Origin of the sequence: Rothia sp. HMSC069C10, assembly GCF_001812205.1 — a bacterium.
Taxonomy (GTDB): domain Bacteria; phylum Actinomycetota; class Actinomycetes; order Actinomycetales; family Micrococcaceae; genus Rothia; species Rothia mucilaginosa.
This window is the reverse complement of the sequence record NZ_KV808300.1, coordinates 77511-93961: the sequence shown is the minus strand read 5'-3', so window position 1 is coordinate 93961 and position 16451 is coordinate 77511. Positions and strand designations below refer to the sequence as shown.

Genomic DNA, 16451 nt, shown 5'->3' with positions numbered 1-16451 from the left:
AAAGCCTCCTGTTTCTTGGACTTTATTTTCATTGTCCAAGAAACGGGAGGCAGTTCAAATGCGGGGCGGGGGCTTAGTTATCGGTGAGGCGGATGCGGTGGTAGGGTACCGCTTCTCCCCCGGTGTAGGTGGTTCCGGGCGCCAGCTCGATGAGCACGTCCGCCTGGGCGGCGCGGTGCAGCAGGTGCGAGCCTGAGAGGACGTCCGGGTAGAGCTCCACCCGGTAGGTTCCGGGTTCCACCTCGACCATGGCGAGGGTGCCGCGCAGGAACTGGCGTTTGGCCGCCGGTGCGGTGAGCGGGGTTTCGGTGACGAGCACGCCTCGCGGTGCGTTATTCAAGGTCGCTTGTTCGGAGGCGACCGCGTAGGGCACACCGTAGGGACCGCCAGCACGCAGGTAGGGGCGCAGAATCAGCGCGTACGAGATGAGCGTGCTCACTGGGTTTCCGGGGAAGGAGATCATGGGCACGCGGTGGCCCTTGAAGTCGAGCAGGTTCACGCCCTGGGGGCCGCCGGGCTGCTGGCTGACGTGGCCAAACCAGGAGACGGGCACCAGAATATCGGCTTCGTGTGCCTTGGCGATGGCGTTACGGACCACCTCGTATTTGCCGTGGCTAATACCACCCGAGGTGATGATGATGTCCGGTTTGAAGCTCTCGTACTCTGCTACGAGGCGGTGCACCAGCTCTACCGGGTCGTCACCGATAGCGATGCGGCGCACCTCCGCTCCGTCTTCGCGGAGCATGGCGGTGAGCATGGGTCCGTTGGCGTCAAAAATCTGGCCCTGGCCAAGTTCCTGAGTGGTGGCGCTTCCATCTTCTTCAACGCCGGAGAGGATCTCGTCGCCGCCGGTGCACACGAGCACGCGAGGACCAGCCGCAACGGTCAGGCGTGCGTAGCCCTGGGATGCGAGCGCACCAAGCATGGCGGGGGTGATGCGTTCACCGGCGCGTGCGAGGACCTGGCCGGTGACGACGTCTTCACCGCGGCGGCGCACGAACTGCCCGGGCTTGCCGGGGGCAAGTTTGACCTTTTCGCTGGGGCGGCCGAAGGATTCGGGCAGGTCGGGGTATTCGATGCGTTCGGACTGTTCGACGGCAATAACGGCGTCGTAGCCCTTGGGCATGGGCGCGCCGGTCATGATGGGGTAGGTCAGGTCGTCGGAGGAGCGGGAACGCTGCAGGGGGCGGCCGGCGGGGATTTCGCGTCCGACGGTGAAGATGCGGTCTTCGCGTCCTGCGGCTTCAGCGGTGAGGGCGTAGCCGTCCATTTGGGAGTTGTCGAAGCTGGGTACGTCCATACGTGCGGTGACGTCTTGGGCGAGGATGCGTCCTGCCGCATGGTAGAGGGGAACCGTTTCTGCTGTGCCGATGAAGACTTCGCGTAGCAGGAGCGCCAGGTAGGCGCGGTATTCTTCGGTGCTAGGGGTTCCATTGAATTCGGGGGAAATCATGGCGGTTCCAATCGTGCGGCGGCGGTTATGACTAGTGTAGGTGTGTGTTTGTGGACTGGTAAATGCAGTTTTGCCTAAGGACCGGTGTGTGCCGGCCGGTATGTGGGGCAAGTGACGAAGCGGCTTATCGGGTGCTTTCGCGTAGTTTTTTGAGGGCACGGATCAGGCCGAGGACCCCGAAGATTCCTAAGTAGAGGCTGATGAGTATCAGGGCGCTTCCGAGGGCGCTGGGGATGTCGCTGCTGTTGATGGCTAGGTCGATGGCGAGGGGTATGGTTTGGGTTTTTCCTTGGACGTTGCCGGCGAAGGTGACGGTTGCGCCGTATTCACCAAGCGCTCGGGCGAAGGAGAGAAGGAAGGCGGTGGCGAGGCCGGGCGCGGCGAGGGGCAGGAGCACTTTGAAGGTGATTTCTGCGGGTTTAGCGCCTTCGACGAGGGCGATTTCTTCGTATTCGCGGGGAATAGCCTGCAGGGTGGTGACTGCGGTGGCAACGAAGAAGGGTAGGGCGACGAAGACCTGGGCGATAATCACCGCGTTGGGGGTGAAGGGGATGGAGATTCCTGCCTGGTAGAGGTAGGTGCCGATCATGCCTTTGCGTCCCCAGAAGAAGAGCAGTCCGAGGCCGGAGACGACCGGGGAGAGAATCACCGGGGTGTAGATGATGGCGTAGAGAACTGACCCGAATCGGTGCAACCGCGAGCGGTTGAGCACTTTGGAGAGCACGAGCGCCAGGGGTGCGCCGAGAAGGCCACAGATAAGGGTGGAGGCGGCAGCGGTGCCTAGCGAGAGGTTCGCCGCCCCGAGCACCTGCGGGGTGAAGATGCTGCCGAGCTGGCTCCAGGGGATGTTGAGAAAGAGCCCGAGAAGCGGACCCGCGATGAGGAAAATACCCAGCGACGCCGGAACCAGGAAGAGCACAGGCACGGAGGCGAAGAGGCTGCTCCCGGGCGTGCTTGAGGCGCCGACGCGGCGGCGAGTGGTTGCGGTGCTGTCTGTCATGGGTATTTCTCGGCGTATTTCTTCGGGGTCTTGAGAGCGCGGCAGGAGACGCGTTCAGGATGCGGCGGCTTGCTCGTTGAGCGTGCCGCCGCATCCTGCGGACGCCCGTTCCGTGTTCCGGGTTTCAGCGGTGCGGAACGGCGCTAGCGTTATTTTGCGGTGCTGAAGCCGTAGTCGGTGAGGATCTTCTTCGCCTCGTCGGAGGTCTTCAGCCATTCGTTGAACTTCTTCGCGGCTTCGGAGGAGGAGCCGGTCTTGCTCAGCGCTGCGGGGTATTCGTTGCGTTCCACGTCAGTCAGCTCAACGGAGCCGAGGTTGGCGCCCTTCTTCTTGGCTGCGGCGAGGTCGGTGGTGTAGATGAAGCCCGCGTCGGCGTTACCGGTGGTGACCTTGGTTGCTACGTCGGTGACCTTGCTTTCGGTGGTTGCGTTCTTGAGGGTGATGTCGTGCTTCTTCAGTTCCTGGTGGGCGATGGTGCCGCAGGGAACGTCTTCCTTGCAGACTGCGACGACGCCTTCGGTGGTCTTGAGGTCGTCGAGGCTGTTGATCTTACCGGGGTTACCTTCGGCGGTGACGAGCACGAGCTTGTTGGTGACCAGAACGTTGGTTTCGGAAGCCGAGAACTGGTCAAGCTTCTTTGCCTTGTCCATGTTCTTGGTGTCTGCGGTGATGAGCAGGTCGGGGGTTGCGCCCTGCTCAATCTGGTTGACGAGCTTTGCGGAGCCCTCGTAGACGAAGGTGACGTCTACGCCGGGGTTGGCGGCTTCGTATGCCTTTTCGAGGTCTGCACCGGCGTTGTTCAGGGAGGCTGCGGCGAAGACTTCGACCTTGCCGGAGGCAGCCTGGCTACTCGATGCGGAGGCAGTGGACGAAGAGGAGCTCTGGGTGGCGCCGCATCCGGTGAGGGCGAGGGTTGCTGCCGCGAGCGCGCTGAGGGCTGCGAGGGGGCTCTTCATGAAATTTGTTTCCTTGGTTAGTTCGTACTGCTATTGAAGGTGAGGTGCGTCCATGTGCGGGCTCTGTATGACGTTCCGTGTACGTCCCTAGCTTGTACACGCGGCGTTACTTCGTCGTGGTTGTCTGCCGTGGCGCAGTTGTAACTTACCCTGCACACACTATGTACGGGGCGCCGGAACATGGAATAATCATATTGTCACCTGAAATATGCAAATTTTCCACATAGGTTTTACATGGCGTACACGGCAAATTCGGCCTCTTCTGAGCTCATTGCGGGCCCAACGTTAAGCACCTTATCTTCTGCGGAGGGTAACGGGGCTGCTTTTATTACGCCCGAAAAATCTGAGAGTGGCGTAAAGGTCGAGCGTAAGCTCCCGAATATTACAAACAGCGGTCCGCTCTTGGACCGTTGGGGTCGCGTGGCGACTGATCTTCGTATCTCTCTGACCGATAAATGTAATCTTCGTTGCATTTATTGCATGCCGGCGGATGGTTTGCAGTGGCTTCCCAAGGAGAATCTGCTCTCCGCCGAGGAGATTGCGCGCCTTGCCGATATTGCGATTACTGAGCTGGGCGTGGAGGAGATCCGCTTTACCGGTGGCGAGCCGCTGGTGCGCGCCGATTTGGTGGACATTATTTCCCGTATCCATCAGGCGCATCCGGATGTTCCGCTTGCTATTACAACGAACGGTATTGGTTTGGAGAAGCGTGCCGCCGCCCTGGCGGAGGCTGGTCTGACCCGCATCAATGTTTCTCTGGATACGATTTGCCGTGAAACCTTTGCCGAGTTGACCCGCCGCGATAAGCTCGATGCCGTGCTCAAGGGTATTGACGGTGCTGCCGAGGCTGGTCTGTGGCCCATCAAGATTAATGCTGTGCTGATGCCGGGTCTGAATGATGATCAGGCTCCGGAGCTTCTGCGCTGGGCATTGGCGGGCGGTTATCAGCTGCGTTTTATTGAGCAGATGCCGCTGGATGCCGATAACCGTTGGACCCGTGAGGGCACGATTACTGCCGCTGAGATTCGCGAGAAACTGTCGGCTGAGTACGTTCTAGGTTCGGTGGCTGAGGCTCGCGGCGACTCCCCCGCTCAGCTGTGGGAGGTGTACCCGCTCGGCACTGCCCTGGATGAGGCGGGCTTCCCGGCTGACGACACCGAGTCGCTGGGCCGTGTGGGCATTATCGCTTCGGTGACGGAGTCGTTCTGCAATGCGTGCACTCGTACCCGTCTGACGGCGGACGGCAAGATTCGCTCGTGCTTGTTCTCTGACACTGAGACTGATCTAATGCAGCTTCTACGCTCCGGCGCTGACGATCAGCAGCTGGCTCTACGTTGGCGTGAGGGCATGTGGTTTAAGCCGCGCGCTCACGGCAAGGAAGACGCTGACTTCGATATTGAGGAGTTCGCCAAGGCGAGCCGCTCGATGAGCGCTATTGGTGGCTAAGGAAGCTACCCTATTTATTAGCCGGATATACAGCCAAATATGCGTGGGACAAGGTCTTTTACTGGCACCTTACCCCCTGGCTTTCGGCTACCCTACTCAGAGTTTGATCAAGGATTGAGGAGCATTATGCAGGTTCATTTTTTCGCTGCCGCGCGTTCTGCGGCGGGTACCGCGCAGCTGTCGGTGCCCCTGGCTGAGCTGTCGTCTGCAACTCTTGGCGCGCTGATTGAGCATCTGGGCCAGAGCTTGGAGGGCACAACCCCTTCGGGTCTGACTCTTGCGCAGGTCATGGAGCAGTGCTCGTTCCTGGTCAACGGTGCCCGTTCTGATGCGCAGGCTCCGCTGCAGGATGCCGATCGTGTGGACGTTCTGCCTCCCTTTGCGGGTGGATAATGCGGGCGGATCAGATGCCCGGTTCGGAGCTTCCCGCTGAGGGTGATTTTTCGTGCGCCGCGGTCGTTGTTGCCGGAGGTGCTTCTCGCCGCCTGAACCACGTTCCGAAGGCGTCCCTGTCTGACGGCACGAGCACCCTGCTGGATTGCGCCCTGGAGGCGGTGGCGAGCGCGTCCCCGCGCGTGGTGGTGGGTCCTGAGAGCTTGCCGTTGCCGTCGGGGGTGTTGCACACTCGTGAGGATCCGCCGTTTTCGGGTCCTGCCGCTGCGATTCATGCCGGGTTGGAGTGTATTGCGACGGATTGCGAGCGCTCGCAGGCGCCGCTGCCGAGCTGGTGCCTGATTTTAGGCGTAGATACTCCGCGTATTGCTCCGGCGGTTCAGCAGTTACTTACCGCCGCGCGGGGTGCCGAGCAGGCCGCGACCGCTACCCCCTCCCCCACCGATTCTGAAGCGCCCAACGATTCTGAAGCATCTGCAGGTTTCTGGGGTGTTTCTGAGGGCATCTATCAGCCGCTGGTGGGTATTTACCGTTTTGAGGCGATCCGTTCGGTCTTTTCGACCGGCACGACTGACGCTTCTGTTCGTTCTTTTTTGCGCCGTTTGAACCCCGCGGCGGTGGAGATGTCTGCCGCTGATACCGCCGATGTTGATACGTGGGAGCAGGCGCAGGCTCTTGGCTATACAACTTCGCTCTGGTCGAGTTATTAGCACGAGTTTATTAGCATCTGAGGCGCGCGGGAGCGCTAGTTGCCAAGCTACGAGTACCCTAGTGGTAGGTCTCAGTTCTTAACGCCCGACCGGGCGATGTTTTTGAGCTCGCGCGCTGTTGCGCGTCCCGCACACACTTTTACGAGGTACGATGTCTCACCATATTCCTTCTGTTTCGTGGCAGCAGGCCCGTCAGATTCTGCATGAGGAGGGCCAGCAGGTTGCGCCCCATGTTAAGACGGAATCTTTGCCGCTGTTGGCGACGATTGGCCATTATTTGGCGGCCGATATTTATTCGGTGATGCCGGTGCCCCACTACAGCTCTTCCGCGATGGACGGTTACGCTGTGGCGGGTGTGCCTCCGTGGCGTCTGGTAACGCCGGCGTATCCGGAGGATTCTCGCGCGAATATTCACCGTCTGACGGTGCCGATTGTTCCGGGTGAGGCGACCCCGATTCTGACGGGCGGTTTAATCCCGGAGGGTGCCGAGGCGATTGTGCGTGAGGAGCATTCCCGCCTGTATGAGGGTGCGGAGGGTTCTTCGCGTCCGGGCATGGGTTCCCATTTGGAGACTCAGGCGAGCATTCATTACTTGGATATGGCGGAAGGTTTTGAGCCTCCGGCACCGGGTGCTGATATTCGCCATGCTGGTGCTGAGCTGGAGCGTGGCGAGCTGTTGGCGCGCCACGGTGACCGTGTGTCTGCTCGTATGGCTGCGTTTTTGGGCACGAATGGTTTTGATGAGTTGCCGGTGTATGCTCCGATTCCGGTGCGTTGCGCGTTTACGGGTAATGAGGTCATTACGTTTGGTGTGCCTGCGCCGGGTCAGGTGCGTGATGCGTTTGGCGGCTTTATGGAGCATGCGATTATTTCTGCGGGCTGCGAGGCGCGCCCTTCAATTCGTCTGGCGGATGTTGAGTCCGAGTTCCGCACATTCTTGTCTACGTCGACGGCTCGTGTGCTGGTGTTTACGGGCGGGTCAAGCACCTCGGGTGTTGATTTGGTGCGTAAAGTGCTCAACGATATGGGCGCAACCTATCTGTTTGAGTCGGTGGATGTGCGTCCGGGTCATCCTGCGTTGGCTGCGCGTTTGCCGGTTCCGGAGACGGGCCCGAATTCGGGTCGTGAGCGTTTTGTGTTGGGTCTTCCGGGTAATCCTTTGGCTGCGTACACGGCTTTGTATTCGTATTTGCCGCCGCTTTTGGCTGGTATGAGGGATATGCCTCTTCCTGAGCTGGATTCAGCGGTTCTGGGTGATCCGGTGGATACTTTGCGTAAGCCGGCGGGGGCTCGTCTGCTTCCGGTGTCGGTGCGTGATGGCGTGGCGTATCCTCTGCCGAAGTCGGCGTCGCATATGTTGTCCTCGTTGGCGGCGGCTACTCACTGCGCGGTGTTGGATGATTCTTCGGTGCGGGGTTCTGCCCATGAGGTGGGGGCTCGCGTTCCGATTATTCCGGTGCTGTAGACCGGTACGATAAATCGGTGCGTTTGACAGCACAGGGGAAAAGCGTTTTTTCTGGTTTTTGAGGCCACGTTAGCCCCCGTGAAGAAGGTATAGTAGAGAGATATGTCAATCGTTTAGCATAACGAAGGGAGCCCCCATGGCAAAGCCCAAACTCAGCGACGTTGCAGCCCTAGCGGGCGTCTCCCCGACCACAGTCTCCCGCGTACTCAATAACCGCGGCTACCTGAGCGAAAATACCCGCACCAAGGTCCACGACGCGATGCGGGAACTCGGCTATCGACCCAATGCCATCGCCCGCAGCCTGCAGGGTCAGCGCTCGCAGATGGTGGGCCTCATCTTCCCCACGGTTGCGAACCCCTTCTACGGGGAGATGGTGTACCGCCTCGAAAGCTACCTTGCCGAAGAGGGCTACCGGGTCATTCTCTGCAATAGCGACGATCATCCCGAGCAAGAGAAGCGCTACCTGGAGATGCTCTTCTCCAATCAGGTGGACGGCATCATCAGTGGCGCCCACTCAGACGCGCTGGTTAACATTCCGCATGCACAGGCTCCCCTGGTGACCGTAGACCGTCTCGAAAGCGGTTTCTACCCGAATATTCGCTCCGATAACTACGGAGGTGCCCGCGCCGCCACGGAGCACCTCATCGCCACGGGTGCGCAGAATATTGTGCACGTAACTTCTACCCTGGGTGAGCACAATGAGCGTCAGCGCGGATACCGTGAGGCAATGCTCGAAGCCGGACTCATGCCGGAGTTCCTGGAGCTGGGCTTCCGTCCTTCACTGGGTATTAAACGTGAGGTGCTCTACCGCTACCTTGATGAACGCGCCGATAGTCCGGAGCCGGTGGATGCGGTCTTTGCCTCCAACGATAATTACGCCGCGTTGGCGCTGGGCTGGGCGCGCGCACGCGCTATTCGTGTTCCGGAGGATTTCCAGGTGATTGGTTACGATGGCACGCAGAGCGTTCAGCTGCTCATGCCGGAGTTGGCGACCGTGGTTCAGCCGATTGAGGGCATGGCAGAGCGTACCGCGCAGCGTCTGCTGGAGCTCATTGAGCTACAGCAGGAGGATTCCTCAGAGAAGACCACTCCCCCAATTACCCAGCCCGAGGATGTGCTCCCGGTTGAGCTCCATCTGGGGGCTACGGTGCGTTCTATCCCGAATCTGGATCAGATTCAGCCTGACACCTCCGCCCCGGACGAGCTCCAATAGACGAGCTCCAATAAGAAGCTCCTCTTCTGACGATAAAAATCCGCCCCACCGTGCGAGTGCTCACGGTGGGGCGGATTTTGCATATACATTTATCGGTTTTGTGCGCGTCCGGAAGTTTAGGAGGCGCGCTGCACAATCTCGGTCGGGCCGGTTCCGGGGTAGACCATACCGACGGCGTGCGCCTTGGAGAAGATACCGTGGAGCGGTCCGAGGGAGAAGAATCCGCGGCGCTCGTAGAGGCGTGCACTGTCGTAGGTCGATGCTTCGAGGTAAGCGGGGTAGTCACCGATGCGTTCGGTACCGTAATCGAGTAGCCGGGAGCCGATACCGCGACCTCGATACTCTTCAAGAACACCAATGTTGAAGAGGTACCAGTGCTTGTACGCGGGGCGGTACTTGAGCAGGTGCAACTCCATCAGGATTGCCTTCAGCAGAGTCTTGCAACCGAGAGCCTTGTAGTAGGCACCAAACTGCTTGAGCTCGTTAGCAAAGGAACCTTCGTGAGATTCGGGGGTGTTCCAGAGGCAGACACCCACAATCTTGCCGGTGGAGTTATCAATAGCGATGTCGATACGTCCGCGGCCCTGGAAGTTGCCGTAGACCTGCAGGGTCATGATTGCGCGGAGCTTGGCAAGTTCCTGTCGGCGGCTACCGCCTGCGATGACTGCCATCATGGCGGGATCTCCGTCGAATGCGGCAATCAGCACCTCGAGCGCATCTGCATATTCATGAGACTCGGCGGTGCGGACGGTATAGGAAGCTGAGGTCATATTCACCCTTTACAAAAGCTTGAAACTATACATAAATATTAGCTGGATTATTCACTCCTGGCTAATAAATTCTGCCTTATCAAGACATTTTTCATAGCCATGCATCGAATGTGTGCCAGCTTATATTGCACCAATATGCATAAATTTTACGAATATTTATTCATGTTATTTTTGCATTACTTTGCAGGAAAATTTGAACACCCCGCACCAGCTCTAGGAAGAGCGGTACGGGGTGTACATCACGTTGAGGTTATCTACTCACTAAGAGTGCAGACTATGCGTTAGCCTTTGCCTTCAGTGCAACCTTCAGGAGTGAATCTGCGCTGGTGACAGATGTGCCCGAAGCCTGGACATCCTCAACCGAGGCAGCTGCCTTCTTGGCATTGGTAATCACCATGGGGGTTGCCAGCGGGTAGCCTGCCGCCTTGATGGCGGGAATATCGAACTCGGCGATGACGTCGCCGCGCTTAACGGTGTCGCCCTTAGCAACCTTGGGCTCGAAGTGCTTGCCGTCGAGCTCAACGGTGTCCATGCCGATGTGCATCAGCAGATCCAGGCCATCCTCGGTGCGCAGACCGTATGCGTGGCCGGTGGGGAATGCAACGGTAATCTTGCCGTCAGCCGGTGCGTAGAGCTTACCTTCGGTGGGCTCCACTGCGGTGCCTGCACCCAGTGCGCCGGAGGAGAAGGTGGGGTCCTTGACGTCAGCCAGCAGAACCACGGAACCGACCATGTGGGAGCCGATCTCGACGCTCTCGCCAGCCTCAGATGCTACAGCGGCGGCGGGAGCTGCGGCAGCAGCTACGGTGGCAACGGGAGCGGCAGCAGCGGGTGCAGCGGGTGCCTCAGTGTTGCCAGCCTCAACCTTCTTACCCCAGATGAAGGAGGCAACGAAAGCGATGACGGTGGTCAGGATGAGGCAGCCGAAGAAGCCAGGAATACCAGCGCCAACAGTCGGTTCAATCGAGGGGAAGCCAAGGTAACCAGCGGCGCCAAGCTTACCCGCCTTAATTCCAAGAATAGAAGTAAACATCGAACCAATACCCGCGGAGACGATTGCAATGTAGAAGGGCCAGCGCAGAGCCAGGTTCACACCAAACATTGCGGGCTCGGTAATGCCGAGGAATGCGGAGGGTGCAGATGCCGAAGCAATACCCTTGATCTTCTTGTTCTTGGTGGTCAGTGCGACACCGGCTGCGGCAGCACCCTGAGCCACGTTAGACATCGACGCGACAACAAAGATGAAGGAACCACCGGTAGCCCACAGGCTCATCTCGATGGGCGGGAATGCCTGGTGCATACCGGTCATCACGATGAATGCGTAGAAAGTACCGAAGATCAGACCGCCGAGCGGGCCAGCAACGGTGTAGAGCCAGTTAATACCTTCACCCAGCCAGGTACCCAGCTGGAACATCGGCGGGCCGACCAAGATGAAGGTCAGGAAGCCGGTGATAAGGATGGTGAGGGTCGGGGTGAAGATGAAGTCGATGGTGCCCTTGAGGACCTTGTGGAAGAACTTCTCAATGTGGGACAGGATGAAGGCAACCAGCATGATGGGCAGCACGGTACCCTGGTAGCCCGCCTGCTGGACCTGCAGGCCGAAGAGGTTCCAGTACTTCATCGGTTCGCTACCCTCGGCACCTGCCAGAGAGGCAGCGACATTGTAGCCGTTCATCAGTGCCGGGGAGACCATTGCGGCACCCATGGTCATGCCCAGGTAAGGATTACCGCCGAAGACCTTGGTTGCGGAGAAGCCAACCAGCACGGGCAGGAAAGCGAAGGGAGCTGCGGAGAGCAGGTTGACGATGTCCGCGAAGTCAGCCCATTCCGGGTAAAGTTCAATAACTGCCTGGGGACCAAAGATACCCTTGGAAGTCAGGAGGCTATTGAGCGCCATCAGCATACCGCCACCGACCAGCACCGGAATCAGCGGAACGAAGATGTCAGCAATGGTCTTGATGAAGCGGGAGACAATGTTGCCCTGCTTCGCGGCGATGCTCTTGAGGTCGTCCTTGGACGCCTCGGGTGCGCCAGCGGCGATAAGGTGCTTGTGCACCTCGTTGACGTCGCCGGGGCCGACGATGATCTGGAACTGGCCAGCATTGAGGAAGCTACCCTTGAGGTCTTCGTCGTTGTCGATTGCTACCTGGTCGACCTTGTCCTGGCTCTTCAGGACGAGGCGAAGGCGGGTTGCGCAGTGTGCGGCTGCAACGATGTTGCCGGTGCCACCGACGTCCTTCAGCACGCGCTGTGCCACTGACTTGTGGTCCACGCTCGCTCTCCTTTGTTTGGAGCACCACCGTATGATGCTTTGTGAATGGGGTGGGGTGACATGTCTGTGTGTGCATGTCATGCATATGTCATACGTTTGACATATCAGATGTAAAACATGGTATCACGGGAAAGTTCTTAAAAGCGAGGGCCCACCCTCCATGCGGAGAGTGAGCCCTCAGACATATTCAGAAATTACCGGAAAGCCCCGTGTAGGCAGCTCCCCAGGTTTAGAAAACAGCTTAGAGACGGCCATACTCCAGGGACAGCACCTCGCCACCGGTCAGGCGGACGCGGCGCTTATCGCCCTTGAAGAAGGTGCGAGCAGTCATCACCTCAGCACCCATGGACGCAACCAGCTTGCCACCCACATACAGTTCAGTTGCCGAACCGTCCACAAGCAGGTCAAACTCGCGAATCTTCGAACGCTTCAGGGTTCGACGGCGCAGGCTGCCACCCTCGGTGTAGCGGGTACCGCCACGGTCCATCTGCACAAAGTCCTTATCCAGAACGATGCTCAGTGCCACGCCGTGAGTGTCCTTGATCTTCAGCTTCACGCACTCGTCAGAGACGTTCACGCGGCCGCGCAGACGGAAGGTCAGGGCATTCTTCAGCTCGACGAGCTTACCCTTCTCCTCCTCGCGGTACAGCGGGGTCATCTCCATCGCGTCATTCAGCTGCGGAACCGGGCGCTGGAAAATCTTGCCGTTGCGCAGGTGCAGCTCACGCGGGTAGGTGAACATGTGCACCCAGCGGTGGCTCCACGAGGGCAGGTCGTCCTGGTCAGCATTGCCCAGCCAAGCAATCATCACCGGGGCATCACCGCATACATCGTGCGGTGCCTTCGGGTCGGCGGTCAGGCCGGTACCGGAGATGGTCTGCGGTGCGTAGAACTCGAAACCTGCATCCAGCTCGGTGAAGGGGGTCTCCACGGTGAACTTAAGGGTCTCGTTATCCAGCGAACCAACAATGTAGCCGCTCTGGAAAATGTTGTTGTACTTCTCGCCGAGGGGCTCCATGCCCTGCGGGCTGAAAATCAGTACGTCGCGGATTTCGCCGGTCAGCTCATCGCGCATGCTCAGCAGCGAGGGGCATTCGTACATGTAGGTGCCCTTGAGGGTCTTATCCTTGATAGCCAGCTCGCCGCGGAAGGTCCACTCACGGCGGTCGGCGGAGGTGTACACGACCACGGCACCGGTCAGGTCCTCACGCTGAGCACCAATAACCATCCACCATTCGCCGTTACGCTCAAAAACGTGCGGATCGCGGTAGTGCGCGGTGTAGCCCTTTGCGGGGCCGGAAATCAGCGGGGGCAGCTGACGGGTCGGCTTCGCGTCCTCCCCCGCAGTTGCAAGGATCTGGTAGGTTTCACGGTTGCCCTTCTCGTCCTTCACGTTACCGGTGTAGAAGAACTCAAAACCGCCGGGCACATTGATGCCGGAGCCGGAGTAGCAGCCGTGCGAGTCGTAGCGGCTGTCGGGAACCAGGGCGGTACCCTCATCGGTCCAGTGGGTCAGGTCCTCACTCACGGCGTGGCGCCAGTAGACCATACGCTCCGGGTGCAGGGGCGAGTACTGGTAGAAGGCATGGTAGCGCTTGCCGTCAAAGACCAGGCCGTTCGGGTCGTTCAGACGGCCCACGGGAGGGGCCAGGTGCAGTGCCGGGTAGTCGCGGTCTTCACGCACACCAGCGCCGAAGGCGTCCAGGATCTGCTGTGCTTCAGCCGCCAAGTCGCGGTCGGGTCGCTCGGTTGCGCTCTTCTTCTTTTTCTTCTGCTCGCTCATGTCTATCCGTTTTCGTGTATGGGGAATGTCTGGGTTGTCTCATCCCATCATACGGCACCTCTCCCCCATCGCCGGGCTCTAGGAGAGAGGCACCACAGTGCTCTCAGCCTCTCTCAGTTGAGGCACAGGGTGGTCACAGGGGCCTCTTCGCCGTGGGCATCACTAGGTACTAACAAAAACACTCCGTAAGCTACCGGAGAAGGTAACCGACACTCCAAACATAATGCGAGCATAGTAAAGCCCCGAGACCGCCCCCGCCGTAATGTCGGGGAAGGTTCGGGGCTGTTAAATGCCGCGAGGCGGCGCATCCGATGGATGCACCGCCCGCGTAAGAATCGAGAAGAAGTCGATTACTTGAGGGTGATGGTTGCGCCAGCAGCCTCGAGCTGCTCCTTAGCCTTCTCAGCGTCTTCCTTGGAAACGCCCTCGAGCAGAGCCTTGGGAGCGCTGTCAACCAGGTCCTTTGCTTCCTTCAGGCCGAGGGAGGTCAGGGCACGAACTTCCTTGATCACTGCGATCTTCTTGTCGCCAGCGGACTCCAGGATAACGTCGAACTCGGACTTCTCTTCAGCAGCCTCGCCTGCTGCGCCGCCTGCTACAACAGCAACGGGAGCTGCTGCGGTGACGTCGAACTCTTCCTCGAATGCCTTAACGAACTCGGAAACCTCAACCAGGGACAGTTCCTTGAATGCTGCAATGAGTTCTTCGATGGACAGCTTAGCCATTGTTTGGCTCCTTCACTATCTGGTGCGGGCTGACGCCCGCGGTGTAAATCTTCAGTACCTACCCGAAAGGGTCGGTCAAATTTAGGGTGCGTTATACGCTGTTTGCGTTCACGCTGCTGAGTATCTCAGCGCTGGTGCAGTAGCACGAAAGGGGCTTATGCCTCTTCCGAAGCCTCCTCGGCTGCAGCGGGAGCTGCGCCTTCCTGCTCCTCCAGCTTGACGCGCAGTGCGTCCACAACCTGTGCGATGCGTGCGATGGTAGCCTTTGCACCACCTGCAACCTTGGACAGCAGAACCTCGCGGGATTCCAGGTCAGCGTAGCGCTTGACGTCGTCCTCGGAAAGAGCGGCACCTTCGTAGTAACCGTTCTTCACAATCAGCTGGGGGTTAGCCTTGGCAAAGTCACGCAGGCCCTTAGCAGCATCGATCAGGTCGCCCTTGATGAATGCCAGTGCGGAGGGACCCTGGAGGTGGCCTTCGAATGCGTCGATGCCAGCTTCCTTAGCTGCGATAGCAGCCAGCGTGTTCTTCACCACGGCGTATTCGGTCTCTGCACCGAGTGCGCGGCGCAGCTCCTTGAGCTGTGCAACAGTGAGACCGCGGTATTCGGTCAGGATGACTGCGTTCGAAGCTTCGAAGAGTTCCTTCAGCTCGGATACTGCAGCGATCTTTTCCTGAGTCGCCATGGTAGTTCCTTCTTCCGATTCTTGTAAGGTCGCCGGTAGAGCCTCGAAGCATTTATTGCAAGCAATAAAAAATGCCCCGACGCGTAGGCGTACGAGGCACGATAGACGGCACCCTAAATTAGGGCAACGACTATTCACTTCGAGTTACCTACGCGGGCGGCGATTTCTAGTGAAATCTGCTCTTATCAGAACTCTATTCTTCGTCTCCATCGAGGTGGCGATAAAGGACATAGTTCTAGACCGGCGGTCTTTGGTTCATTCATCATCTCAGGTTAAAGCCCGAGTCGCAAGTTAAAAACGTGATTAAGTGGGATTAATCACTTAAAGACCCCTTTTAAGCCAAATAACCGCTCTTTCTCCCGCCTAAAAGGCCCGATTGAAAGGCCCAGAAACCGTGTTCTAGAGGTAAAAGCGCTTTCCACCTGAGAACAAGAAGCAACGCTCCGCTGCCACACCCAGGTGCACCCGCTCTCCCACACTCAGGAAAGTACTGTTCGGGGAGGTTCCGCTCAAGGTAGCACCCTGCGCATCGGGAATAAAGAACTCAAGTTCCTGACCCGCACGCACACGGGCATACATTTGGGCGCTCAGCTCAGTTTCCGTCTGAGCCCGCGGGGATTTCAAAGGTAAGGAAACCGCCTCCAGCAGACGCCCGCGGTACAGCATGCCACCGACTAGGTGACGGCACCCGAGCACCTGCACCGGCAGGCCATGAGCAGCATCTGCCGCCACGGGGCACAAAGCGGTCGCACGAATCGCCAGCTCGCACCCAGCAGGAAGAGCCTCAGAATCCTCAAGAGCCAATAGGTTCAGCGCGGGCGCCGCCATAAGCTTCGCCACCTGCAGAGTATGCGGATGCGCCAGCAGACGCTCCGGAGTATCCACCTGCACCAGGTAACCGGCATCCATCACCGCCACCCGCTGACCCAGCATGAGCGCCTCATTCTGATCATGGGTCACGTACAGGCCCGTAAAACCGTAGCGCTCGTGCAGACGCACAATGTCCGCACGGATACTCGCGCTCATCTGCTCATCCACACTCGCCAGCGGCTCATCAAAAAGAACCACCGGGGCACGACGAATCAAAGCACGCGCAATACCCACACGCTGAGCCTGACCACCCGACAGCTGCGAAGGCTTACGGGACTCCAAACCCTCAAGCTTCAACGCCTCCAGCAGCTCGCGGTAGTAGTCCATATCAACCCCACCCGAGAACGCGCCCAGCCGGATTGGGAAGAGAATATTGTCCTTCACGCTCAGGTGCGGGTACAGAATAGGGCGCTGAAAAACCACACCCACCGAACCGCGCTCTAGAGGCTGACCGGCATAGGTCACCCGACCCGCGCTCGGTTCCTCCAAACCGGCAATAATGCGCAGCAGAGTGGACTTGCCCGTACCCGAAGAACCAACCAGAGAAATCAGCTCGCCGGGGTGAACATCCAGGTCAATCTCGTTTAGAACCGTCGTATCAGTGCCAAAGGTCTTAGCGACACCTCGAATACGCAGGCCTTCAAAAGGCTCCGCCGCGGCAGAAGAGTAGGATGCAGAAGTCATTCCCCCATTATCGCCGAAACTTGTG

14 protein-coding genes are annotated in these 16451 nt (G+C 59.0%); 5 read left to right on the top strand and 9 right to left on the bottom strand.

All coding sequences use genetic code 11. The features are described 5' to 3' along the window. Positions 1–73 precede the first annotated feature (73 nt). The 3 genes from HMPREF2842_RS05070 to modA all read right to left on the bottom strand — a co-directional run bounded on the left by HMPREF2842_RS05070 (position 74) and on the right by modA (position 3409). Positions 74–1453, bottom strand: a complete 1380-nt coding sequence (locus tag HMPREF2842_RS05070; RefSeq protein ID WP_070643115.1) for a molybdopterin molybdotransferase MoeA — start codon at positions 1451–1453, stop codon at positions 74–76. Between the two features lie 124 nt (positions 1454–1577). Continuing rightward, complete coding sequence (locus HMPREF2842_RS05065) at positions 1578–2453, bottom strand: ABC transporter permease (protein ID WP_070643112.1); 876 nt, start codon at positions 2451–2453, stop codon at positions 1578–1580. Positions 2454–2602: 149 nt separating this feature from the next. After that, complete coding sequence (modA, locus tag HMPREF2842_RS05060) at positions 2603–3409, bottom strand: molybdate ABC transporter substrate-binding protein (protein WP_070643110.1); 807 nt, start codon at positions 3407–3409, stop codon at positions 2603–2605. A gap of 234 nt (positions 3410–3643) precedes the next feature. Between modA and moaA the strand changes: the two genes are divergently transcribed. The 5 genes from moaA (at position 3644) to HMPREF2842_RS05035 (ending at position 8636) form a co-directional block, all read left to right on the top strand. Further along, positions 3644–4855, top strand: coding sequence for a GTP 3',8-cyclase MoaA (gene moaA / locus HMPREF2842_RS05055; RefSeq protein WP_070643107.1), 1212 nt, complete (start codon positions 3644–3646; stop codon positions 4853–4855). Between the two features lie 126 nt (positions 4856–4981). Next, positions 4982–5248: a MoaD/ThiS family protein gene (locus tag HMPREF2842_RS05050; RefSeq protein WP_070643103.1), complete on the top strand. Its 267-nt coding sequence runs from the start codon at positions 4982–4984 to the stop codon at positions 5246–5248. After that, on the top strand, positions 5248–5958 hold the full coding sequence (locus tag HMPREF2842_RS05045; RefSeq protein ID WP_070643102.1) for a molybdenum cofactor guanylyltransferase: 711 nt from the start codon (positions 5248–5250) through the stop codon (positions 5956–5958). Before HMPREF2842_RS05050 ends, HMPREF2842_RS05045 begins: the two co-directional genes overlap by 1 nt. Positions 5959–6109: 151 nt before the next feature. Next, positions 6110–7423 carry a molybdopterin molybdotransferase MoeA gene (locus tag HMPREF2842_RS05040; RefSeq protein ID WP_070643098.1) on the top strand — a complete coding sequence of 438 codons (1314 nt, stop codon included), beginning with the start codon at positions 6110–6112 and terminating at the stop codon, positions 7421–7423. Between the two features lie 136 nt (positions 7424–7559). Continuing rightward, the gene (locus tag HMPREF2842_RS05035) at positions 7560–8636 is read left to right on the top strand and encodes a LacI family DNA-binding transcriptional regulator (RefSeq protein ID WP_070643096.1); all 1077 of its coding nucleotides are present in this window, start codon (positions 7560–7562) and stop codon (positions 8634–8636) included. Positions 8637–8752: 116 nt separating this feature from the next. Here the strand turns inward: HMPREF2842_RS05035 and HMPREF2842_RS05030 are convergent, their stop codons facing one another. The 6 genes from HMPREF2842_RS05030 to HMPREF2842_RS05005 form a co-directional block, all read right to left on the bottom strand. After that, on the bottom strand, positions 8753–9406 hold the full coding sequence (locus HMPREF2842_RS05030) for a GNAT family N-acetyltransferase (protein ID WP_044150184.1): 654 nt from the start codon (positions 9404–9406) through the stop codon (positions 8753–8755). Between the two features lie 274 nt (positions 9407–9680). After that, complete coding sequence (locus HMPREF2842_RS05025) at positions 9681–11678, bottom strand: PTS sucrose transporter subunit IIABC (protein ID WP_070643093.1); 1998 nt, start codon at positions 11676–11678, stop codon at positions 9681–9683. A gap of 241 nt (positions 11679–11919) precedes the next feature. Next, complete coding sequence (locus HMPREF2842_RS05020; RefSeq protein WP_070643092.1) at positions 11920–13461, bottom strand: glycoside hydrolase family 32 protein; 1542 nt, start codon at positions 13459–13461, stop codon at positions 11920–11922. A 350-nt stretch (positions 13462–13811) separates the two neighbouring features. Beyond that, a complete protein-coding gene (gene rplL, locus HMPREF2842_RS05015) occupies positions 13812–14186 on the bottom strand; it encodes a 50S ribosomal protein L7/L12 (RefSeq protein ID WP_005504884.1) in 375 nt (124 codons plus the stop codon). Between the two features lie 155 nt (positions 14187–14341). Beyond that, positions 14342–14872, bottom strand: a complete 531-nt coding sequence (gene rplJ, locus HMPREF2842_RS05010; RefSeq protein WP_044150180.1) for a 50S ribosomal protein L10 — start codon at positions 14870–14872, stop codon at positions 14342–14344. Between the two features lie 399 nt (positions 14873–15271). After that, positions 15272–16426 (bottom strand): ABC transporter ATP-binding protein, encoded by a 1155-nt coding sequence (locus tag HMPREF2842_RS05005; protein ID WP_044150178.1) that lies wholly within the window; start codon positions 16424–16426, stop codon positions 15272–15274. Positions 16427–16451 lie beyond the last annotated feature (25 nt).